The 20358-nt window shown below is 69.6% G+C and carries 12 protein-coding genes, 1 tRNA gene and 2 pseudogenes; 11 read left to right on the forward strand and 4 right to left on the reverse strand.

Going from position 1 to position 20358, the window contains the following annotated elements:
* The first annotated feature begins 312 nt into the window (after positions 1-312).
* The gene (locus ACRAKJ_RS25455; protein ID WP_438920804.1) at positions 313-1101 is read left to right on the forward strand and encodes a BTAD domain-containing putative transcriptional regulator; all 789 of its coding nucleotides are present in this window, start codon (positions 313-315) and stop codon (positions 1099-1101) included.
* A gap of 202 nt (positions 1102-1303) precedes the next feature.
* The gene (locus ACRAKJ_RS25460; protein ID WP_438920803.1) at positions 1304-3913 is read left to right on the forward strand and encodes a BTAD domain-containing putative transcriptional regulator; all 2610 of its coding nucleotides are present in this window, start codon (positions 1304-1306) and stop codon (positions 3911-3913) included.
* Positions 3914-4877: 964 nt separating this feature from the next.
* Here the strand turns inward: ACRAKJ_RS25460 and ACRAKJ_RS25465 are convergent.
* Positions 4878-7604, reverse strand: coding sequence for a BTAD domain-containing putative transcriptional regulator (locus tag ACRAKJ_RS25465; protein WP_438920802.1), 2727 nt, complete (start codon positions 7602-7604; stop codon positions 4878-4880).
* A gap of 174 nt (positions 7605-7778) precedes the next feature.
* Between ACRAKJ_RS25465 and ACRAKJ_RS25470 the strand changes: the two are divergent.
* Positions 7779-7901 (forward strand): annotated as a pseudogene (locus ACRAKJ_RS25470) (IS5/IS1182 family transposase); the annotation flags it as partial.
* A gap of 492 nt (positions 7902-8393) precedes the next feature.
* On the opposite strand, the pseudogene ACRAKJ_RS25475 reads toward ACRAKJ_RS25470, so the two are convergent.
* Positions 8394-9684: pseudogene (locus tag ACRAKJ_RS25475) on the reverse strand (IS256 family transposase).
* Positions 9685-10407: 723 nt separating this feature from the next.
* Between ACRAKJ_RS25475 and ACRAKJ_RS25480 the strand changes: the two are divergent.
* Both ACRAKJ_RS25480 and ACRAKJ_RS25485 read left to right on the forward strand, forming a co-directional pair.
* Positions 10408-10998 carry a sigma-70 family RNA polymerase sigma factor gene (locus tag ACRAKJ_RS25480; RefSeq protein WP_438920801.1) on the forward strand — a complete coding sequence of 197 codons (591 nt, stop codon included), beginning with the start codon at positions 10408-10410 and terminating at the stop codon, positions 10996-10998.
* A gap of 62 nt (positions 10999-11060) precedes the next feature.
* Positions 11061-11531: a hypothetical protein gene (locus ACRAKJ_RS25485; RefSeq protein ID WP_438920800.1), complete on the forward strand. Its 471-nt coding sequence runs from the start codon at positions 11061-11063 to the stop codon at positions 11529-11531.
* A gap of 97 nt (positions 11532-11628) precedes the next feature.
* Here the strand turns inward: ACRAKJ_RS25485 and ACRAKJ_RS25490 are convergent, their stop codons facing one another.
* Positions 11629-12207: a hypothetical protein gene (locus ACRAKJ_RS25490; RefSeq protein ID WP_438920799.1), complete on the reverse strand. Its 579-nt coding sequence runs from the start codon at positions 12205-12207 to the stop codon at positions 11629-11631.
* Positions 12208-12907: 700 nt separating this feature from the next.
* On the opposite strand from ACRAKJ_RS25490, the gene ACRAKJ_RS25495 reads away from it, so the two are divergent.
* The 4 genes from ACRAKJ_RS25495 to ACRAKJ_RS25510 all read left to right on the forward strand — a co-directional run bounded on the left by ACRAKJ_RS25495 (position 12908) and on the right by ACRAKJ_RS25510 (position 15899).
* Complete coding sequence (locus ACRAKJ_RS25495) at positions 12908-13540, forward strand: hypothetical protein (RefSeq protein ID WP_438920798.1); 633 nt, start codon at positions 12908-12910, stop codon at positions 13538-13540.
* Positions 13541-13916: 376 nt separating this feature from the next.
* Positions 13917-13999, forward strand: a tRNA-Leu gene (locus tag ACRAKJ_RS25500).
* 342 nt (positions 14000-14341) lie between these two features.
* A complete protein-coding gene (locus ACRAKJ_RS25505) occupies positions 14342-14773 on the forward strand; it encodes a hypothetical protein (RefSeq protein ID WP_438920797.1) in 432 nt (143 codons plus the stop codon).
* A complete protein-coding gene (locus ACRAKJ_RS25510; RefSeq protein ID WP_438920796.1) occupies positions 14766-15899 on the forward strand; it encodes a tyrosine-type recombinase/integrase in 1134 nt (377 codons plus the stop codon). The genes ACRAKJ_RS25505 and ACRAKJ_RS25510 overlap by 8 nt, the downstream gene beginning before the upstream one ends.
* A gap of 242 nt (positions 15900-16141) precedes the next feature.
* On the opposite strand, the gene ACRAKJ_RS25515 is transcribed toward ACRAKJ_RS25510, so the two are convergent.
* A complete protein-coding gene (locus ACRAKJ_RS25515) occupies positions 16142-17149 on the reverse strand; it encodes a PIN domain-containing protein (protein ID WP_438920795.1) in 1008 nt (335 codons plus the stop codon).
* Between the two features lie 408 nt (positions 17150-17557).
* Here ACRAKJ_RS25515 and ACRAKJ_RS25520 point away from each other — a divergent pair, with 408 nt between their 5' ends.
* Entirely contained in the window at positions 17558-18826 is a 1269-nt protein-coding gene (locus tag ACRAKJ_RS25520; protein ID WP_447008692.1) for a hypothetical protein, read from the forward strand.
* Between the two features lie 200 nt (positions 18827-19026).
* Positions 19027-20232: a hypothetical protein gene (locus ACRAKJ_RS25525; RefSeq protein WP_438920793.1), complete on the forward strand. Its 1206-nt coding sequence runs from the start codon at positions 19027-19029 to the stop codon at positions 20230-20232.
* The last annotated feature ends 126 nt before the right edge of the window (positions 20233-20358 follow it).

Consider the following 20358-nt stretch of genomic DNA (forward strand, 5'->3'; position numbering starts at 1 on the left):
CGGCAGGTCGGCCGGTGGTGCCGCCGGGAGCGCGACCGGCGCGGTCCCGTACCGCGTCCTGTCGATGTGCTGTCGATTTACGTCCACGACGAGATCGATGCGATCCGCCGCGGATTGGGAAGGCTCAGAGTATAGCGCGAGTTCACCTCCCGAGGGAGTGCGACATCCCACTTCCTGCATGTTCGGGAGCACTTCGCCGCACCGGCCGGGCGGTCCACTAGGATCGATTCGAGGCACCCTTCGAAATTTCGCCAGCCCTGCGGAATTCAGCAAAAGGCCGAACGGCCTACCCGATACCCCGTCTGGAGCCATATGGAATTCCGCGTCCTCGGGCCACTGGAGGTCGTCCACGACCACTTGCCCGTCCCGGTGAACGGGGTGCGACAACGGGCGATCCTGGCCTTCCTGGTGCTGCATTCGGGTACTTACCTGACAGTAGGACGACTCGCGCGCGCCCTGTGGGAGGACGAAGAGCCCGCGACCGCCCGCAAGGTCCTCCAGAACGGGATATCCCGATTACGCAAGGCGCTGTTCCGCCCCGCCGCGGCCTTGCCGCTCGAACTGCGCACCGGGCCACAGGGGTACATGCTGCGCGTGCCCGCCGCGGCCCTCGACTCCGCTCGTCACCACGAACTGGTCGCCACCGCGCGGCGGGACCTGGCCGAGCGGGACTTCGAGTCGGCGTCCCGACACCTGGGTCTGGCCCTGGACCTCTGGCGCGGGGACCCACTGGCCGACCTCGCCGAAGCGGGTTTCGCCTGGCCGGAACTGGCCGCGCTGCGGGAAAGCCGGTGGCAGGCCGTCGAGGACCGGATCGCCGCGGAACTGGTGCTGGGTCGCGACCGGGGCGTCATCGCGGAACTGGCGGTGATGACCGAGACCGATCCGACCCGGGAGCGGCTGTGCCTGCTCCAGATGGTCGCGCTGCACCGCAATGGCCGGTCCGCCGACGCCCTGGACGTCTACCGGCGCACCCGCTCGGCGCTCACCGACCATTTCCAGACCGCTCCCGGCGAACGGCTGCGCCGATTGGAACAGGACATCCTGATGCACCGCGCCGGGCAACCGGAACACTGCACGGCCGAATTGCTGGCCGCCTGAAGCGCACGCGATGCCCGGTTCCCCGTCCGGTCACCGCCGGCCCTTTCCGCGTTCACCTGACCGCTCTTCACCGCGGAGGGTGTGCGCCACGCATTTCCCCGGCGCTCCCCCGTGCCCCCTGCACTGATTCGGCAATGCGGGAAGAACGCCGACCACCACCCCGTCCCGCATTTCTCGCCCGCGAACCCGAGTGGAGGCCCTCATGAGCACCGCCCGATGTCGCGACGAACTCAGGTTCGACGTGTTGGGTCCGCTGGAAGTCGTCCGCGACGGCAGGCCGTTGCCGATCGGGAGCATCAAGCAGCGGGCCGTGCTCGGCTACCTGCTGGCGCACCCGAACCAGGTCGTGGCGACCAGCCGGCTCATCTCCGCGCTGTGGAACGGAGCGGCGCCGCCGTCGGCGCGCAAGATGGTGCAGAACGCGGTGTGGCGACTGCGCGCCCTGTTCGGCGAGCGGCCTGGTTCCGCGTCGCTGCACTCCCGGCCGCCCGGCTACCTGCTGGAGGTCGACCTGGCCGCGGTGGATTTCTTCCGCTTCGGCGAACTGGTCGCGGCGGGCCGCGACAGCGCGCGCGAGGGCGCGGTGGCGAAGGCCGCGCTGCTGTGGCGCGAAGCGCTGGACCTGTGGCGCGGCCCGATGCTGTCGGACCTCGTGGAGGCCGGCATCTCGTGGCCGAAGGTCAAGGCGACCGAGGCGGTGCGGCTGGACGTGCTGGAGGAGTACTTCGACGCCGAACTGCGGTTGGGCAGGCACGAGGTGGTGCTTCCCGACCTGGAGTCGGTGGTGCGCGCCGAACCGAGGCGGGAACGCCTGGTGGGACAACTCATGCTGTCGCTGTACCGCAGCGGACGGCACGCTGACGCGCTGGCCGCGTTCAGCTCGACCCGGGCCTACCTGTCGGGGGAACTGGGCCTGGAGCCCGGACGGGACCTGCGGGAACTCCAGAAGGCGATCCTGGCGCACGACCCGGCGCTGACGCCGACGCCCGCACCCACCGGTGTGCAGGTGGTGACGCCGCCCGCTCCCCCTTCCCCCTTCCCGGGAGCGCCGCCCGTGCGCACGCCCCTCCGGGCGGTCGACGACGTGCGGGAGCTCAAGGAGGTCATCACCGCCCTGTTCCACATCGCGGTGGGACCCGAACACGCCGACCTCGAGGAACTGGACGCCTCGATCGAGGCCGTCCACGACCTGGTGGCCGAGCGGGCACGGCACTTCGGCGGCACGGTCACCGGACGGATGGGCTCGCTGTGGTCGGTGACCTTCGGGGTACGGCGCGGCCGCGACAACGAGGCCATGCGCGCGATGTTCGCGGTCATGGCCGTTCGGCACGGCCTGCGCCTGCACCACCCCGGCGAACGAGTGCTGGTCCGGGCGGTGGTCGACTCGGGCGAGGCGCTGGTGCACCACCGCGACGACGGGACGCTGCGCGTGGTGGGCGCGGCGTTGGACCGGTCGTACTCGGTGTTGCCGCTGGTACCGCCGGGCGAGCTGTGGGTCAGCGACGTGGTGCGGGAACAGATCGCGAGCCGCTTCGACTGCGAGCGCACACCGTTCTCCGGTCGGCTGTGGGCGGTCACCGGTGTGCGGTCCGGGCACGGGGGCGGGCGACGGGAACTCCTGGAGCGCGACGACGAGGTGCGGGCGCTGCTGGCGGCGCTGGACGGCTCGCCGGGACTGGTGCTGGTCACGGGTGGCAGCGGCGCGGGCAAAACCGCGCTGCTGGCCGAGTTCGAACGGCGGGCGGGGCAGCACTCGCCGCAGGCCCTGCTGGTGTCGATGCAGCCGTTCACCGTCGACGAGTCGCAGGTGGGGCAGCTGGCACCGTTCCTGGCCCGGTGCTGCGGCATCGACGAAGCCGACCCGCCCGGGGTCGCGCGTGCCCGGCTGTGGGCTGTCGTGGAACGGGTCGTGGACCACACCGGGGCCCGGCGGGTCTTCGACGCGCTGCTGGTGGCGTTGGGGCACGTGAGCGGGCACGAGCGCACCGCGGGCCTCGACGAGGTGGTGGCGGCCTGGCGGACCCTGCTGCGCGGGCTGGCCGCGGAGCGCCGGGTGGTGGTGCTGGTGGACGACCTGCACGCCGCGGACGACACCGCCCTGCTGGCCGTGGACGCCTTCCTCGATCAGGACAACGGGCCGCTGGTGGTGGCGGTGGCGCGGCCGGAACTGTTCGACCGGCGGCCTCGGTGGCGGGCCGGGGCCGTGGAGCTGCCGCCGCTGAGCGACGAGGCGGTGGCGTGCGAGGTGCTGGACCTGGTCGCCGAGCACGGGGGGCACCCGACCTCCGGTCCGACCGTCCGCGAACTGGCGCGGCTGGTGGTGGCGCTGGCCGACGGGAACCCGATGTTCGCGGTGGAGCTCACCCGTACCGCACTGGCCGCGGTCGACGGCCCGACGTGCCCGTCACCGCGGGACCTGGTGCCGCGTGCGGTGCACCGCGTGCTCGCCGCAAGGCTGGACGGCCTGCCCGACCGGCTGCGGCAGGTGCTCCAGGACGCGGCGCTGACCGGCGACGTGGTGCACCTCGACGACGTACGGGCACTGCGCCCGGACGACGCGGGCACAGCGGAAGCGCTGGAGGAGTTGAGCGAGTCGGGAATGCTGTCCGCGGTGGCGACCGGCCGGTACGTCTTCCGGCAGCCGTTGCTGAGGGCCATCGCCCGCACGCGCGTGCCGTGGAGGACGAAGGCGGCCCGCCCGGCACCGCGAACGGAAGTGCTGCCGGGCGGGCATCACGAGACACCGGAACTGCTGCTGCTGCTGCGGTCGACCGTCCAACGCCTGCGTGCCGAGACCGCGTCGAGGCGATGAGCCGCGTGGGGGCCGCGCCGCTCGACGGCGGCACCGGGCCGTCCCGGAGCACACCGGCGACTCACGGTCGTGCGGCGGAAGGCGGAGGAATCACACCAGCGCCGCCGAAGGCGGACCGCTCTCCGGGCACCAACTCGGTGCCCTGTTCGACCGCTCGGAGCCCTGGGTTCGCGACCGCATCGCCGAGGCACGCCACGACCCCGTCCCGACTGCCACCGGACGCACCCGACACCCACACCCGTGTCATGCCGCAGCGGGGTCTACCTCGTGATCGGCTCTGGCGCACTTCCGGCAGCGCGTCCCGCACGGCCTGCGCGCAGGCGATCGAGCCGTCCCGGCACACCACCTCGACCCCCCGGACGCGCCCGCAACCACCCGGCCACCACCTCGTCGCCGCGTCCGGGCAGCGCGTCGATCCGGGCGTCGGCGTCGATCCCCGGCACCCGCGGCACCGCTCGATCCGGTAACGGGACACCCAGCAGGACCCGCACCGCGGTGTCCCGCCCGACCGCGATCCCCAGCGCCGGCAGCAGCCGGCCGGGGGCCCTGCCCGCCGGCTCGCGCACGACACCGCGGAGCTGGTCATCGAGTCGGACGGTGCGTCGCCGGTACCGCTCGACCAGACCCGGTACCTGCTCCCGGAACACCCGGCGCGCACATTCCGTGACAGGGCAACGCATTCGACGTATCCGCGCCCTGACCAGCTTCGCCACCTGAGCCATAAATGATCATGACAACCCTCGACCCCGTCACGGACTGGGTGGCCGCCGCACCACCACCGGGAGTGCGCCAGAGCCGATCTTGAAACAGCTCCGTTGAAGGTGCAGACGGACACCCGGCTGACCCGTGATCCGCTGAACGAGTCGGACGGTTGCGGGTTGGCTGTCCGGACTTACGCGGTGGTTTCCGTGCTCGGGCGTGACTGGTCGCCGCTGTGGTCGCGAAGGCCGTGGACGTCGGATCTCTACTGCACCCGTGCGGCCTCCTGATTCCGCCCCTGCAGCCGGTAGAGCGCGGACGCTGCCCGCCGGCGGTCGTGGGCTTCCTGATGTTCGCCGAGGTCGTACAGCGCTTCGGCCAGCCGGTCGAGGAGATCCGCTTGCAGGTAGGTGTTGGTCTGCTGGTGGGATAGCTCCAAGGCGGCACGGAAGTGCGTCGCGGCATTGCGCGGATCACCGGTACCGAGTGCGATCAGTCCCAGGACGAACACGGAGTTGACCTCGCCGTCGCGGTCACCGTGTTCACGCTGCACGGGCAGCGCGGCCAGGCAGTGCGCGGTGGCCAGCTCGTGACGCCCCAGGCGGACGGCGCTGTTGGCGGCGACGGTGCGGATCTTGGCGGTCCACAGCGGGCTGTCCGGTGCTGTCACCGAGCGCAGGGCGTGGCCGGCGCTGCGCAGCGCTTCTGCGTACCGCCCCTGGTGCATCCAGGCCAACGCGAAGGCGAAATGGGTCTTCGACAGGTAGGCGGGCTGGTCGAGGCTCTGTGCCCTGTGCAGCGCGGTGTTCAAGTACCGCACCCCCTCGTCGTGCTGCCCGGCGCTGCACAGCGCCTCGCCGAGGAAACGGTGGACATTGCAGTGCAGCACCGGGTCTTGCAGGTGTCGCACTCCTGACAGGGCGATCCGACACGCTGTGACGTGGCTTGTGAAGTCCGCGGACATGTGGTGGAAGGGATACAGGGCGAACATGAGCAGGTACGCGGTCAGGTGGTCCCCCCGATCCGCGGCCACGCGTTGGGCAGCCAACGCGCACGCTTGCTCGCGGCGGAACCACGCCCACGCCTGCTGCTGTGAGTCCGGACGTTCGGGAACACAGCCCGGCTCGGCGGGCGCCGGGGATCTTCTGGAGGCGTGCGGGTGCACCAACCGTGCCGCGATGTCGGCCGTGTGCACGTAGTAGCCGATCACCCGACGCTGCGCGGCGTCGGCATCGGGCACGGGTAACGCGGCGGCGTACTGGCGGATCAGGTCGTGCATCCGGTAGCGGCCATGGGCATCCTGCTCGACCAGTGACGCCTGTTCCAGCCCGTGCAGCGCCGCCCTGGTGTCGGCAGGCGCAAGGCCGGTGAGACTTGCCGCTGCGGGAAGGCCGATGTCGGGACCGGGTGCGGCCGCGAGCAGGGCGAAGGCGGTGGCCTGCTCGGGTGGCAGGGCGTGGTGTGACCAGGACAGGACGGTCGGCAGGCAGGCGGTGGGATCGGCGTCGCCCAGCATGCCGAAGCCGAAGTCGCGCAGTTCGGCGGTAAGAGTGGCCAGGGGCAGCTGCGGCCGCATGGCGGCGCGGCTCGCGATGACGCCCAGCGCCAACGGCAAGCCGCCGCACAAGCGCACCAATTCCCGCACTGCGGTCGGTTCCGCTCCGACGCGGGCCGGACCCAGCCGAGCGGTCAGCAAGGCGTGGGCTTCGGACTCGGTCAACATGTCGAGAGACACGTGTCGTGCAGCGCGACCGGTGACCAATGCCTGCAGGTGGTTGCGGCTGGTGATCAGCGCGGTGCAGGTGGAACTGCCCGGCAGGAGCGGGATGACCTGGTCGGTGTTGGCGGCGTTGTCCAACACGATCAGCACCCGTTTGTCGGCCACCAGGCTGCGGAACAACGCCGATCGTGCGTGCGTGTCGACCGGGATCTGTTCCGAGGACACGCCCAAGGCGTTGAGGAAGCCGCACAGGGCTACCGCGGGATCCATCGGTGCGCCGTCGGGACTGAAGCCGCGCAGGTCGACGAAGAGCTGCCCATCGGGAAAGTCGTCGAGGTTGCGGTGCGCCCAGGTCAGTGCGAGCCAGGTTTTGCCGATACCGCCGGTACCGACGACCGCAGCTGTCGCCACCGTGGTGACCGAAGGGGTCAGCGCGGCGTCGAGCCGTTCGACGTCCTCACTGCGACCGGCGAAGGCCCCGGGCGCGGCGGGCAGTTGGCGTGGTACCACCACCGCCTTCGCCGTGCTCACAGCAGCGGAGGACGGTGCGGGTTCGTCGAGGATGCGCCGGTGCAGGTCGCGCAGCGCGGCACCGGGGTCGACACCCAACTCCTCCACCAGTCGCTCGCGCAGCCGCCGGTAGTGCTCCAAGGCGTCGGCGGTGCGCCCGGCGTGGTGCAGCGCCAGCAGGTACTGGCCGGCCACCCGCTCGTCCAAGGGGTGCTCCTCCACGCGCGTGGCCAGCTCGGTCACCAACTCCTCGCCCTGTCCCAGGCGTAGCCGGGCGTCGACCAACTGGTGCGCGGCGGCCAGCCGCTCACGGCCGAGCCGGTCTCGTTCGGCGGCCACCCATTCACCGTTCAGGCCGGTCAGCGCCTCTCCGCGCCACAACCCCAGCGCCTCGGTCAGCAACGGCACCGCGACGGCGTCGTCGGCCTCGCGGGAGCGGGCGTTCAAGGCGCGGAACCTGTGCAGATCGACGCTGAGCTCCTCGACCGCCAGCAGGTAGCCTCCCGAACGGCGAATCACTTCCGCAGCTCGCGCCCCCGCCAGCACCCGCCGCAACCGCGAAATGTAGGTGGCCAACACCGCCCGCGCCTTCGTCGGCGGATCTTCACCCCACACCCGGTCGACCATGCGTTCCACCGGTACGACACGACCGATGTCCACCGCCAGTGCCGCCAACACGCACCGCTGCCTGGAAGGCCCCGGATCGACGCGGAGGCCATCCACGTGTACGGCCACCTCACCCAGCAAATGTACTTCCAGCACCGCTCCACCCCCACAACCAGCAATAGCGGGTCGAGCAGCACGACGCGAAGGAGTTGCAGGCGATTCACCTCAACGGCCCAGGCCGTCCGGCCGGCGACGTCGACCGTGCGGACCGCGCGTTGGTCGAGTCCGCCTGGCTGGCCTCATCCGCGCGGAGCGGGCGCGGTGTCGGTCCAAGGCACGGGCGGAACGGTGCGCACCCCGTTCAAACGCCACGCCACCCGGCCACGGCTGTCACGCGGTCAGAAGGCGGCCAACCGGGCACGTGCCCGCATCCGCGCCCTCGACGAACACGCCGTGTCGCTGCACGACACGCCGCTCGGGTAACGCTGGAGGGGTTCGAGGTCGTCCCCGAAGACCGGGCACCGGGTCACGTGCGGACGATCGCGGGCTTCGGCTCACCTGTCGGTGTCGATCAGGACGAACATCTCCTCGTCGGAGGCGCTCGCCAGGTCGGGCTGCGTCGTCGTCCTCCAGCGGACGAGGTGCGGGCCAAGCCGGGCACCGGCCCGCAGGGCGTGCTCAGCCTCCGCGTCACCCGGTAGCCCGAAAGCCCGGTACCGCGGAGAGGTATCCGGGCTTTCGCGCACGCGGCGTCCCTGAGCCGCCTCAGAGGCCGCGGACCGGCCCACCTCAACGCGACCAATGCGCGGACGCCGTGGCCCCGGCGCAGTCGGTGAGCGTCGTCCAGGCGCTGATCGACCGGCACTCGTTCATCGGGCTCGAAGTGGTCAGGCTGGTGTTCGACGCGAAGCGGAGCTATTGTCAATACCTGTGGATCAAGGTGGTTCAGGCCGCTGATGGTGGGGACTGGTCGTCGGGTCGTTCTACCGGCAGACCGTTGATGAACCGGGTGCCGGCTCGGACCAGGGCGACGAGATGGGGCGCGTTCACCAGACGCCAGCGTGCTTGAGCGGCTTCGATCAGCTTGAACGCCATCGCCAGACCCGCAGCCCGGGAACCGGGCCCCTTGGTGACCTTCGTTCGGTGTCGCACTGTCGCGAAGGTCGATTCGATGGGATTCGTCGTGCGGAGATGGATCCAGTGCTGGGCGGGATAGTCGTAAAACGCGAGCAGGACATCGATGTCGTCGGTGATCTTCGCGGCGGCTTTGGGGAACTTCGCCCCGTAGGCGGCCCGAAAGGAGGTCACCGCGTCCAGGGCGTGCTGGCGATCCTCGGCGTTCCAGATCTCCGCCAGGGCCTTCTTTGCCCCGGGATGGGCGGTTTTCGGTAGCGCGGCAAGGACATTGGCAATTTTGTGGAACCAGCACCGCTGCTCTCGTGCCTCGGGGAACACCTCGCGCAGCGCGCCCCAGAACCCGAGCGCGCCGTCGCCGATCGCCAGCACCGGGGCGGTCATCCCGCGCCGCTTGCATGCAGTCGCGCAGCAGATCCGCCCACGACTCGGTGGACTCGCGGTAGCCGTCGGTCAGGGCGACGAGCTCTTTACGGCCGTCCGCGCGCACTCCGATCATCACCAGGAGACACAGCTTGTGCTCCTCCAGGCGGATGTTGACGTGGATCCCGTCCGCCCACAGGTACACATAGTCCACACCGGACAGGTCACGCTCGCAGAACGCGCGTTGTTCGGCCTTCCACTGCTCGGTCAACTTCGTGATCACCGGACCCGACAGACCCTTCTCGCTGCCAAGGAACTGCCCCAGAGCGGGCACGAAGTCCCCGCTGGACAGGCCGTGCAGGTACAGCAACGGCAGCACTTCGGTGATCTTCGGTGTCTTGCGTGCCCAGGCGGGCAGGATCGCCGAGGCGAACCTCTTGCGTTCACCGGTGTCCGGGTCGACGCGCTTGTCGTTGACCCGCGGCGCGGTCACCTCCACCGCGCCGGCGCTGGTCAGCACCTCGCGGGGCCGGTGGTGACCGTTGCGCACCACCAGGCGGTGACCGCGTTCGTCGCGTTCGTCGGCGAACGCGGCGAGATAGGCGTCCACCTCGGCCCGTAGCGCTTGGGCCAGCATTCGTCGGGCGCCCTCGCGGACGATCTCGTCGATCAACGACGACGAGCCCGCCGCGACCGGCCGGTCGTCACCGGATGCGGGGTCAGGGACTACTGTGAGCACGGGCGTGCCTTCCCGACCGACGCGCCAACGTCGGCCTGTTTGAGACCTCTACTCGATCACCGGGAAGGTACGCCCTCCCTCGGCCGATCCACAGGTCTCAAGCATTGCTCCGCGAAGCGATTGCACACCCGTTCCGATGACGCAGGAGCTGTTCACCGGCATCGAGGACACTGAGGTTTTCTCGGTAGAACCGCACTCAACAACGCCCGGCGCGGACTTCCGTTGAGAGACCTCACCGAACCAACAGTGCCCACATCCATTCCGGGCGGGCCCTCCCCCAGCAGGTACGCAGCCTTCCCCGCGCGAGCGAGGGGTGCCCCGCTGGCGAGACGTGGGCGTACGCGTGGGACCCGACCTTCCCATGCGAGCGGGAGTGGTCCGTTTTTCGAGGTGGTACTCGATTCAGAAGACCGCGAGCGGGATCGTCCGGTGCGCGGAACGGTTGAAGGATCAACGGGTTCTGCGGCACCGAGCGCATCCAGAAGGACCTCGGCCGGCTCAGCCCGGAGTCGACCCGCCCGACTTCGACGCCCCACAAGGTCAGGCCGGTTCGACGTACCGCCTCCGGCGACCACCACATGGGCCGTTGGGGACGAGCCGACCGCCGTCCAAGTGGATGTCAAGGCTCCGGGAGAAGTTCAGGGAACTCGACGGCCCGAGCGCGGCAACGGCATCATCGGACACCGGGTGGAACCACACCGCGTCGAGCGGACATGAGTTGGCATGGACCCAGTTGAGCCTGCGGAGACCGACGAGTCGCTGTGGCGGCGGGCAGCCGCGGGCGACCCGACGGGCATGGGCGCGTTGTTCGAGCGCCACGCGGACACCGTCTACAACCACTGCTTCCGGCGGATCGGGAACTGGAGCACGGCCGAGGACCTGGCCTCGGTGGTGTTCCTGGAGGCGTGGCGGCAGCGACGCAGGCTGCGGCTGTCGGCGGCCGGATCGGTGCTGCCGTGGCTGCTCGGGATCGCGAACAACGTGATGCGCAACCACACGCGGGCGCTGAGGCGGTACGACCGGGCGCTGGCCCGGTTGCCCGCCGCGGCGCCCGAGGTGGACCCCGCCGACGAGGCGGCGCTGCGCGTGGACGCGGAACTGGAGATGGCCACGATCCTGCCCGCCTACCGCCAGTTGCGCCGGGAGGAGCAGGACGTGCTGGCGCTGTGCACCTGGACCGGCCTGAGCTACGAGGACGCCTCGATCGCCTTGGGCGTCCCCGTCGGCACCATCCGCTCCCGGCTCAACCGGGCTCGCCGACACCTGCGCGAGCTGCTCGACCGGCCGACCACCTTGGAAAGGGAAATGCGATGACGGACTCCTTTGGCCAGATCCCCATGGCACCGCGCCGGCGCGAAGCCCGCCGAGGGCACCTCATGACCGTTGTGGCCGAGCGGTCGACGTCCCGCCGCCGGGCGGTCCGCTGGGCGGTGCCCGGCGCGGTGACCGCCCTGATGCTCTCCGGGGGCGTGGCCGTGGCCGCGTACGTGGTGTCCCAGCAGGCCACCGTCCGCGAGCAGGTCCACTGCTACACCGAGGCGGACGTGAACGGCTACCGCAGCGACGGCGTGGGCGCGACCGCCGAGGGCAAGCCCGCCGACGTCGCCGACGAGGCGGTGGCCCTGTGCCGGCAGCTGTGGGAGTTCGGTGTGCTGACCGAGGGCCCGGCCGCGGCGCAGGTGCCCCCGCCGGAGCAGGACCCGAAGGCGGGTCAACCCGCCGCCAAGCGGGTCGCGCCCCCGCTGGTGGCGTGCGTGGTGTCCGACGGGGTGGCCGGGGTGTTCCCCGGCGACACGGCCACCTGCATCCGGCTCAACCTCCCGGAGTTGCGCGCGCTCGACAACTGATTCCCCTGCGGCCGGCCCCCGGGGAATTCCCCGGGGGCCGGCCGATCTCACGCCACGCGGCATTGTGCCGTCGTGTTCAGCGCTTTGTTCCAGAGGTCTACGACCAGCGGATGCACTCGGTGCGGTCGCGGGCGGTGCCCATGTCCGCGGAGGAACCGACGTAGCCGAGCATGAGCCCGGTGCAGTTGGAGTAGTCGTACATCCGCTGGTAGCAGTTGTTGTAGCCGCGGAACGAACGGATGTTGTTGTTCCAGTTGATGCCGCCACTACCGCTGTAGTTGGGCAGCGGGTTGTACTGGTAGTCGGTGTCCCCGGTGGTCGTGGTGCAGGCGGTCGCGCCGGAGAAGGTCAACGACGGGGTGCCGTAGTTCTGCAGGTAGTACTCGATGCCGATCACCACGGCCATCGTCCCGGGGTCCGAGGCGTTGATCTCCTGCGTCAGCTTCGCGTCCTGGATCACGGCCCGCATGTCGGCCGGCGCGCTGGTCACCCGGCCGCCGGTGGCGAAGGAGATCGACTCGGTGGCGGTGGTGAAGCACTTCACCGCGCCGGTGCCCACGGACACGACGCAGTGCTGCGCGTCGCCGGTCGGGGCGGGCTTGCCGTCGGCCGCGGAGGCGGACGGCGCAGCCGCCACCCAGGCCAGGCCGAACAGCAGCCCGGCGAAAGCGGCCATGATCTTGGTTCTTCGGTTCGCGCTCATAATAATTACGACTCCTGTGCGTTGCACGACGATGGATACGGGGAACCACTCGCCGAATACCGCCGCAAGGTGCCGCCAAGAGTGACGGACCAATCGGCTTATTCACTCGTCGTGTGGAAAATCCCCCGTGCTCGATAGACATCCAGCGCGGCAAGTATCAACAAGTATCGGAGACCGAGGAATAGGCCGAACAGGTCGAATAAAATTCCTTCACATTACCGTCCCATTGGGAACCCGACGCACCCGTGGGATGACCGGACGCGAATTAACGATAATGCCATCCAATGCGCCCGCAGCGATACGATTAATACGGACAAGAGGCTCCGCGCGATGCGGAGAGCAGGTCCGCGGGCGCCGGGGAAGGGCACTTCGACCCGGATCGGGTCCCGAAAACGCGAGGCGCGCGATCAGCAAACGTGAAATATCGGCCCGTGCGCAGGACCGGGGAACCCGCACACGGGACTTCCGCAGTCGGCACCCGTGACGACGCCAGCCGGAGACGCGGCCCCGCACCCCGCGGCGGCAGGACGCACGCCCCGGTCCTGTCCAGCCTGACGGGACCCACGCGGGCGGCACACCCCGACGACGATCATGGAGACCAGCCATCAGCCCCTCGGCCCCCGCCCCGGCGGTCGCGCTCTACCGACCCCGCCCCGGTACGACGATCAAGTCGGTGGCCCGAGACCTCGGGGTCAACCACAAGACACTGCGCAACCGGATCCGCCTCAACGACGGCCAACGCACCACCGGGCCAGGAGCCGCCGCCACCGCGACCGTGCCGCCGTCAAGTTCACCGGCGGACAAGAACGCTGCGCAGGCGGTTCCGCGAGCCGGAGAAAACGCGACATCCCGCGCAAGGCGGCCCAGCACTCCGCAGGAAACGCGCCGGCGAACCGCTTCGGATTCGTCTCCGACCGCCGACGCCGCCATGGCGCGAAGCGGTCGTGCCAGATCGTCGGATCGCCCGGTCCAGCCACCACCACAGGAAGACCATCACCACCGAACTGCACGGCACCCCGTCGACCACAAGCGCATCGCCCAGGTCATGCGCGGTATCGGCCAGCCGGGCTGCGGCTACGCCACCGGCACCACCGCGATCAAGGCCACTGACCTGCCCAGCACTCACTACGTCGGCGACACAACGTATCTACCGATCGCCGGGGTCACCAGGTCCATGGGCGCGGTGGGCAGCTCTGCGGTCAGCGCCGCCGCCGAAAGCCTCAACGCCTCCTCCAAACGCGAGCTCCTCCAACGCGCCCAGACCTGGGACAGCGAAAGAGAAGTACGCCTGGCCGTGTTCGACTGAGCACACCGCTACAACACCCGCCCCCCGCCACTCCCCTCGGCCAGGCATTCCCGATCGACTACGAGAACAGCCTCACCCCGACACCGGCTACACGTGCCCCACGCCACACAACCCCATGCCCAGCATCCAGGACAGGGCTCCAGGGCACACCCATCCCGGCGCGAAACACCTCCCAGCCTGCCGCTTCCGCCCACACCCTCCAAGCAGGTCCCGCACCGCAGCCAGACGGAGCCCTCCAGATGACGACCTCACACCCACCACAGTCCACCCCACCGTGACCTGCGCAAACCTTCCGACGACACCCGAAGCCCACCCCCGATTTTGGTACTCGGGAACGATCATGTAATCTATGCACACACCACGGCGAAAGCCGAAGGTCCGGGTGGCGGAATGGCAGACGCGCTAGCTTGAGGTGCTAGTCCCCGAAAGGGGGTGGGGGTTCAAGTCCCCCCTCGGACACTCAAACGTGGGGAATTCCCCACTACCCATCATGGCAGTACCGGCCCCCGACCGCAGCACGCGGTCGGGGGTTCAAGTCGCTTCGACGGCAGTCCGCCCTCCTGCGGGGTGGCCACCTTGAGTGATCGGATCATCCCCGCGCTCGTTCCCGGCCGAACGACCCGCCGCGCCCCCTCGGGCGCGCCGTCGGATCCGGGACGGACGCCCTCGACAGCGGGGACGGGCATCCCTGCGGCGGAACCGCTCGTACCCCGGGAATTGGATCTGCGGCGCACTCCGGCACCGGCTCCGGGCGAGCTTCCGCCGATTCGGATGCGGCACCTGCGCCGGTATTCCACGTCGGTGTTCGACCACAAGGGCCGGTTGACGTGCGGGATGTTGTTCGACGTTCTCGGCTGGGAAGCGGGAACGCGGATCGACATCACCGCGCAGGCCGGGACGGTCGTGGTGCGCCGCGCCCGCGGCGGCGAGTACGAGGTGAAGAGCCGCCGGTTCCTGCACATCCCCGCGACCGTCCGGCACTGGTGCTCCTTCGGCCAGCGTGAACTGGTGCTGCTGCGGGCGGTGCCGGAGCTGTCGGCGCTGCTGATCTTCGGCCAGGAACGGCTGGACCACGCCCTGCCCGACCCACGTCGACTCGTGGACGCGGCTCGCGCCGTGGGGGTCCAAGTTGGCGGTCCCGGCGATGGCCCCTCTGATCGAGCCGCGGAGGCGGGGGCGTCGGCGTCGCCCGTGTCCGGATCCGTGGAGTCGGGAGGTGGGCGTCGTGGCTGAGGCTGTTCCCGACCCGGCCGACGTGGCGATGGCCACGCAGCTGCTGGCGCGGATGAACCTGCGCATCGAGGACCTGGTCGACCTCGACGCGTTGGTGGCCGAGCGCGCGGGAGTCGGCGGCGGTGAGGTTCCGACGGTGCGGCGCGTGCCGACGTTCGCGGAGTTCGTGCCGGTGGTCGAGGGTGCGGTTCCGGCGCCCTCGCGGCGGGTGTACGGCACCTACTGGCGCAAGATCGTCGAGGTCTGGGGCGAGCGAAGGCTGGACGAGGTCACCGTCTCCGACGTCCAAGGGATGTTCGAGCTCATCAAGGCCGGGGTGGTGAAGCGGCGGTCGGGCAACGGCGGGCAGGGCGCGGCCGAGCACACCTACAACGCGTTGTTGTGCCTGTACCGGTACGCGATGGACGAGGAACTGCTGTCGCTGCGACAGAACGTGATGCTGCGGGTGGCGAAACCGAAGCGGGTGAGGTCGCGTCGACACAGCCTCGATCCGGATCTGGTGGCGAAGATCCAGGAGGTCGCCTCGACCACCGGCAACGATCCCGGGCTGGACGCGCTGCTGCTGAGGTTCCACATCGAGACCGCGGCCCGACGCGGCGGCGCGCTCGGGCTGCGGCTGCGGGACTTGGACCGGGAGCAGTGCCTGGTGCTGCTTCGGGAGAAGGGCATGACGTCGCGGTGGCAGCCGGTGTCACCGACGCTGATGGACACCCTGCTCCACCACGCCCACCAGCGCGGTGCACGGGACGAGGACAGCCCGGTGCTGCGGTATCACGACGGCACCGCGCTGACCCGCAAGCGCTACGAGACCCTGTGGGGACGCATCGGCAAGCACGTGGACACCGTGCACACCCAGATGATCAGCACCCACTGGTTGCGGCACACCACGTTGACCTGGGTGGAGCGCAACTTCGGGTTCGCGGTGGCGCGGGCCTACGCCGGGCACGCCGAGCCCACCTCGAACAAGCACGGCGCGACCTACACCTACGTCAAGGCCAGCCTGGCGGAGGTGTCCACGGCGTTGCAGGCGATGACCGGCATCCGGCACCCGCTGGCGATCGTCGGGTACGAGGAGGTGGAGGAACACCCATTGCGAGCAGTGCTCGTCGCGCCACAGGCGCCGTAGCGAAAGCGCAGGCTGCCCGGCCGTTGAACGCCGGTCGGGCAGCCTGCGCCAACGAGCCGTAGCTGCTTGTGCGAATTGGTGCTCAGCGATCAGGAGTGGCGAACCGTTCGGCACCACGCTTGAACTGCAGCTCAGCCGGGCGGTCTCGGGCTGACCCGCCTGATGCCGCAGGCGATCATCTTAGTCGCTGATTGTGGTTACTTCTGCGGGGCGTTGGGTCCTGGCGGTGCCCTGAAGCGCGTTCAGGTGTCGAGGGAGTCCCACTCCTCGCCGAGTACCCAGCGCAGGGCGGAGAGTTTCCCGTTCCACATGCCCCACTCGAAGTCGCTGTCGACTGGGTGCAGATCGGGCCGGGCGGCGGTGACGCGCTCGGCTGCCGCCAGTGCCATCTCGTAAGTGTTCTTGGTGGTGCGGTCGTCCTCGCCGTGCTCGTACCGGTAGCGGAAGAGTAGGTGCCGTTCGTACCAGACGCGGTCGAAGAACTCCTTTTCCGCGTCGGAGATCTCGGCAAGGGTGCGCGGCTCCTCTTGGAAGTCGGACTCCTCCACCAGTTCGTCGAACTCCTCGCCGAAGTGCTGCTGAAGGGCCAGCGCGATGCCCTCGATACCCCGGTGGTAGCTCGACGTGACGGCGGCGCCAGGGGTGCTGTTCGTGAAGAACTCAGCGATGTCGGGGTGTGGTTTGCGGTGATCGTCGGGTGCGGAGAAGTCACGATGGTTGGAGGTGATGAAGCACAGTTCGGCTCCGGTGCCGGGGGCGGTGGCGCGTACCGCAGTGGCGTAGAGCTCGATGATCATGGCGTCGGCGGTGCTGTTCTTCGTGCCGATGAACGGAGCCTTCTTGGCGATACCACGCTCGACCACCCGCCGGTGCTCGTGTTCACCTGGTACCAGCGGCTCGCCGTTGGCGAGCAACTCGGCGATCTCGTCGAAGTTACGAGTCGTCATGGCCCCGATCAGAGGCACCTGGTGCTCAAGTCCGCGGACCAACGCTATCGATGCTGCTTGATCCGCGCCGCCGTACTCAGCGAGGTCTTGGCGCAGCAGGCGGAAACGGTCGGAGACGCTACTTGTCATCGCCGTCTCGATCCGACTGCGGTTGCGCGTGTACTCATCGAGTACCAGCTGCGGCACCAGAAGATCGAGCCTCCGCTGATGGTGCAGGACCCGGATCGGCACGATCCATTTCTGGCCGTCGCGTCGTTTGGCGAGGTCGAGCCACGCACTCGTGTCGATCAGCAGCCGGAGCACCTCAGCATGCTACTGAACACAGCGCCATCAGCAGGCCAGCTAATCCGCCAGCCTCGGCCCCGTCCGGGATCGACCAGCGAGGCTGGTTTGCCGAGGCCGTAACCCGCGCCGGACAGGTGCTCGGAACATGAATCGACCCGCCGGCCCTGCTTCCCTCTCACCACCGTCGAACCGTGATCAGCCAGCCCTCAGCTCGGAACACCCGCTGCACCTGATCCACTATGCACGACCGCCGGGCGTTCGGACATGCGCGGCCCTGTCGCCCGTCGGGCGCCTCGTCGGATTCATCGAGCGGGACCGTCACGTGGTGTGGCATCCTACTGAGCTTGCTTCCAGGTCGGCCCGACCACCTCGGTCGGCAGCAGGCGATGAGGGAGCCAGTCGATGATCACCCGCACGCTGGACGAGTTGCGCACGCCCGACGAGCGCGCACAGCTCTTCACGCCCTACGGACTGGGCGTCAGCCACATACTGACGCCGGAGTCGGCTCTGGCCCATCAGCACGCGATGCTGGACGGCACCGACCTGGTGGACGAAGTCGCCGAGAGCACCCGCCTTCGGTTCGAGCGCGTACGCACCCTCTACCTGCGCGGCGTGCTCGACTACGAGTCCTTCACCGTCGCCGACGACGACGCCCGCCTGGTCGTCGAGCACGCCCTCCGCGACCGGTTCATGGCCTTCTACCGGCACCGCATCGTCCTGGTGAACACCTCCAGCGGGCGGAAACGCACCAAGCAGGTCGACTCGTTCGAGAAGGTCCGTGCCACCTTCACGCGGCGAAACAGTCAGTGGAAGCTCCAGTTGACCACCGGCGGCGTGCTCGACGAGTTCAACGGCATGCTGAACGACCTGTGGAACTGGGCCCGCGCGGAAGGGCTCCTACCCGGCCAACGAACCAGAAGCATGCAGCTCGTGCAAGTCGCGCTGCGCAACGCCGTCGCGCATCCTTCCGGCTACCACCTCGGCACACCCGTCGACGCCGCCCGGGTCATCCATGACCTGGCCGAGATCATCAACTGCCTATGGGGCGCCCGCACGCCCGGCGGGCGCCTGCACCCCGCGCCCGTGCACCGGTCGGTGCAGCTCATCGTCTGGGACCACACCGGGCGGGTGAAGATCGGCGACGTGTCCTCCGTGCCCACCGAGGACATGGCGATCGACGCCACCTGCCTGGTCGTCCGGGCGCAGGTCGACGACCGCGACGAACTGCTCGGGTTCGATCCCCGGTTCGAGACCACCCGCTACCCGGTGGAGCTGCTCTGGGGACCGGGCACCGCCGAGCAGGCACGGGCCTGGGTCCAGGCCCACCGGCCCGAGGACGACGAGGTCGACACCCTGGACCGCCACTTCGTGATCCGCCGCCACGGCGACCGCGTCGGCCCACCCCGCAGCACCGCGGTCACCGCCGGACTGCCCAGCGACCAACGGGCCGGCACCTGGTTCCTGGTCAAGGCCGACGACCCGCTCAGCGCCTTCAACCACATCCGCAACCAGACCGACGCCACCAGTGCCTGCACGAACACCGAGCCGTGTAGGAACTGCCCCGCCCACACCCTGATCGAGGGCGACTGGGACACGATCCTCCACTACGCCACCCAGGCAGGGCTCGACACACGCCCTGCGGATCCTGCTCATATCCGGGTGCCGTTGCCGCTGCCTCCATGGCCGGGATCCTGACCGACGCCACCGCCGCGCCCCACTCCGGTGTCCGGACGCGCAGGTGCCGTCTCGTCCCGCCTGCCAGTGGACGAGCCCGATGGGCATCGAGCCCAGGCGAACGCATGCCACCATCCGTCGCCTGCGTGGCTAGCGCCCGTTCCGTCTGCGGTGACGTGTCGATGACCGGCCCGACGGGATACGAGAAGGAGACTGAACCGATGAACAGCTCGACCGGTCACCGGCGGACTCGAATGGTGTGGGACGTCGAGCGCGAGACGATCACGATCGCGCTCGACGACGGTCGCGAGATCACCATGCCCAGTGACCAGCCCTACGACCCCGAGTTGGGCATCCGGCGCATCGCCTACGAGCAGGGCGAGCACACCATGACCCTGGACCTGGTCGAAGGACGCCAGGTCATGGTGGAGATCGGCGGCCGGGACACCGCCCTGTCGCTGGCCGGGCGGACGGTGGTGTACCTGGACCAGAACCAGTGGATCAAGCTCGCCCAGTACCGGCATACCCCGGACAAGTTGCGGCCCGCCGAGCGGGACGCCGCCGCCGTGGTGATCGACCAGGTCGAGGCCGGACGCGTCGTGCTGCCGCTGTCGGGAGCGCACCTGGCCGAGAGCGGGTCGGCGCGTACGCGGTACCGGGCGACGCTGGTGCCGTTGATGCTGGAGCTGTCTCGTGGCTGGCAGATGCGCAATCCGCTGCGTGTGCGCGCGGACGAGCTGCGGGCGCTGTTGACCGCCCGCCGCCTCGGAACGCCCCTGTCCGCGCCGCGGACCGGCCCGGCGGTGTTCACCCTCGATCCCGGGATGCTGTTCGCCGACTACCCCGAGGCGCAGCACATCGCCGACCTGCCGCCGGAGCTCGCCCAGCTGCACCGCAGGCAGACCTGGGCGATGGGCCTGTACTCGGCGATGCTCGACGGGGAGGCCGTCGACCGGACCGTCGCCGATGACCTGGCTGCTAAGTGGGCGGCGTCCTTCCAGGACCTGGCCGGCGCGCTGCGTGACAACCCGGCGGCCCGCCGGGACTCTCGCACGATCGTCTTCGCCCGTGTCATGGTCGACATGCAGGCACACCTGGCCCAGGCCGCGGCGGGATCCGGCATGACGCCCGACCAGTTCCACACCTGGGTGTTCGGCCAAGCCGCCGACGACCTCGCCACCCTGCCCTACCTGGGCGCGGTGTTCGAGGCCACGCACATCCGGCTGCGCAACGCAGGTGACGCCTGGCACGCCCACGACCTGACCGACCTGCTCTACCTGGCCTGCGCCAGCGCCTACGCCGACATCGTCGTCTGCGAGAACAAGGCCGCCGACTACCTCACCCGCGCCTGGCGCACCTGTACCGGCGGAGCACCGCTGATCACCACCCTCACCTCACTGGTCGAGAAACTGCGGCCAACGATGTAGCGCACGACACGGAAGTCGGGTGATCCTCCGCTATCCCAAACGGGACGGAAGTGCGGCCGGGTAGAGGCCGGACATCCTCGGGACGTGGCATCTGGCAGCTGGACCGCTGACGGCGGTCGGGCCGAG

The organism is Saccharothrix sp. DSM 118769, from assembly GCF_052936295.1.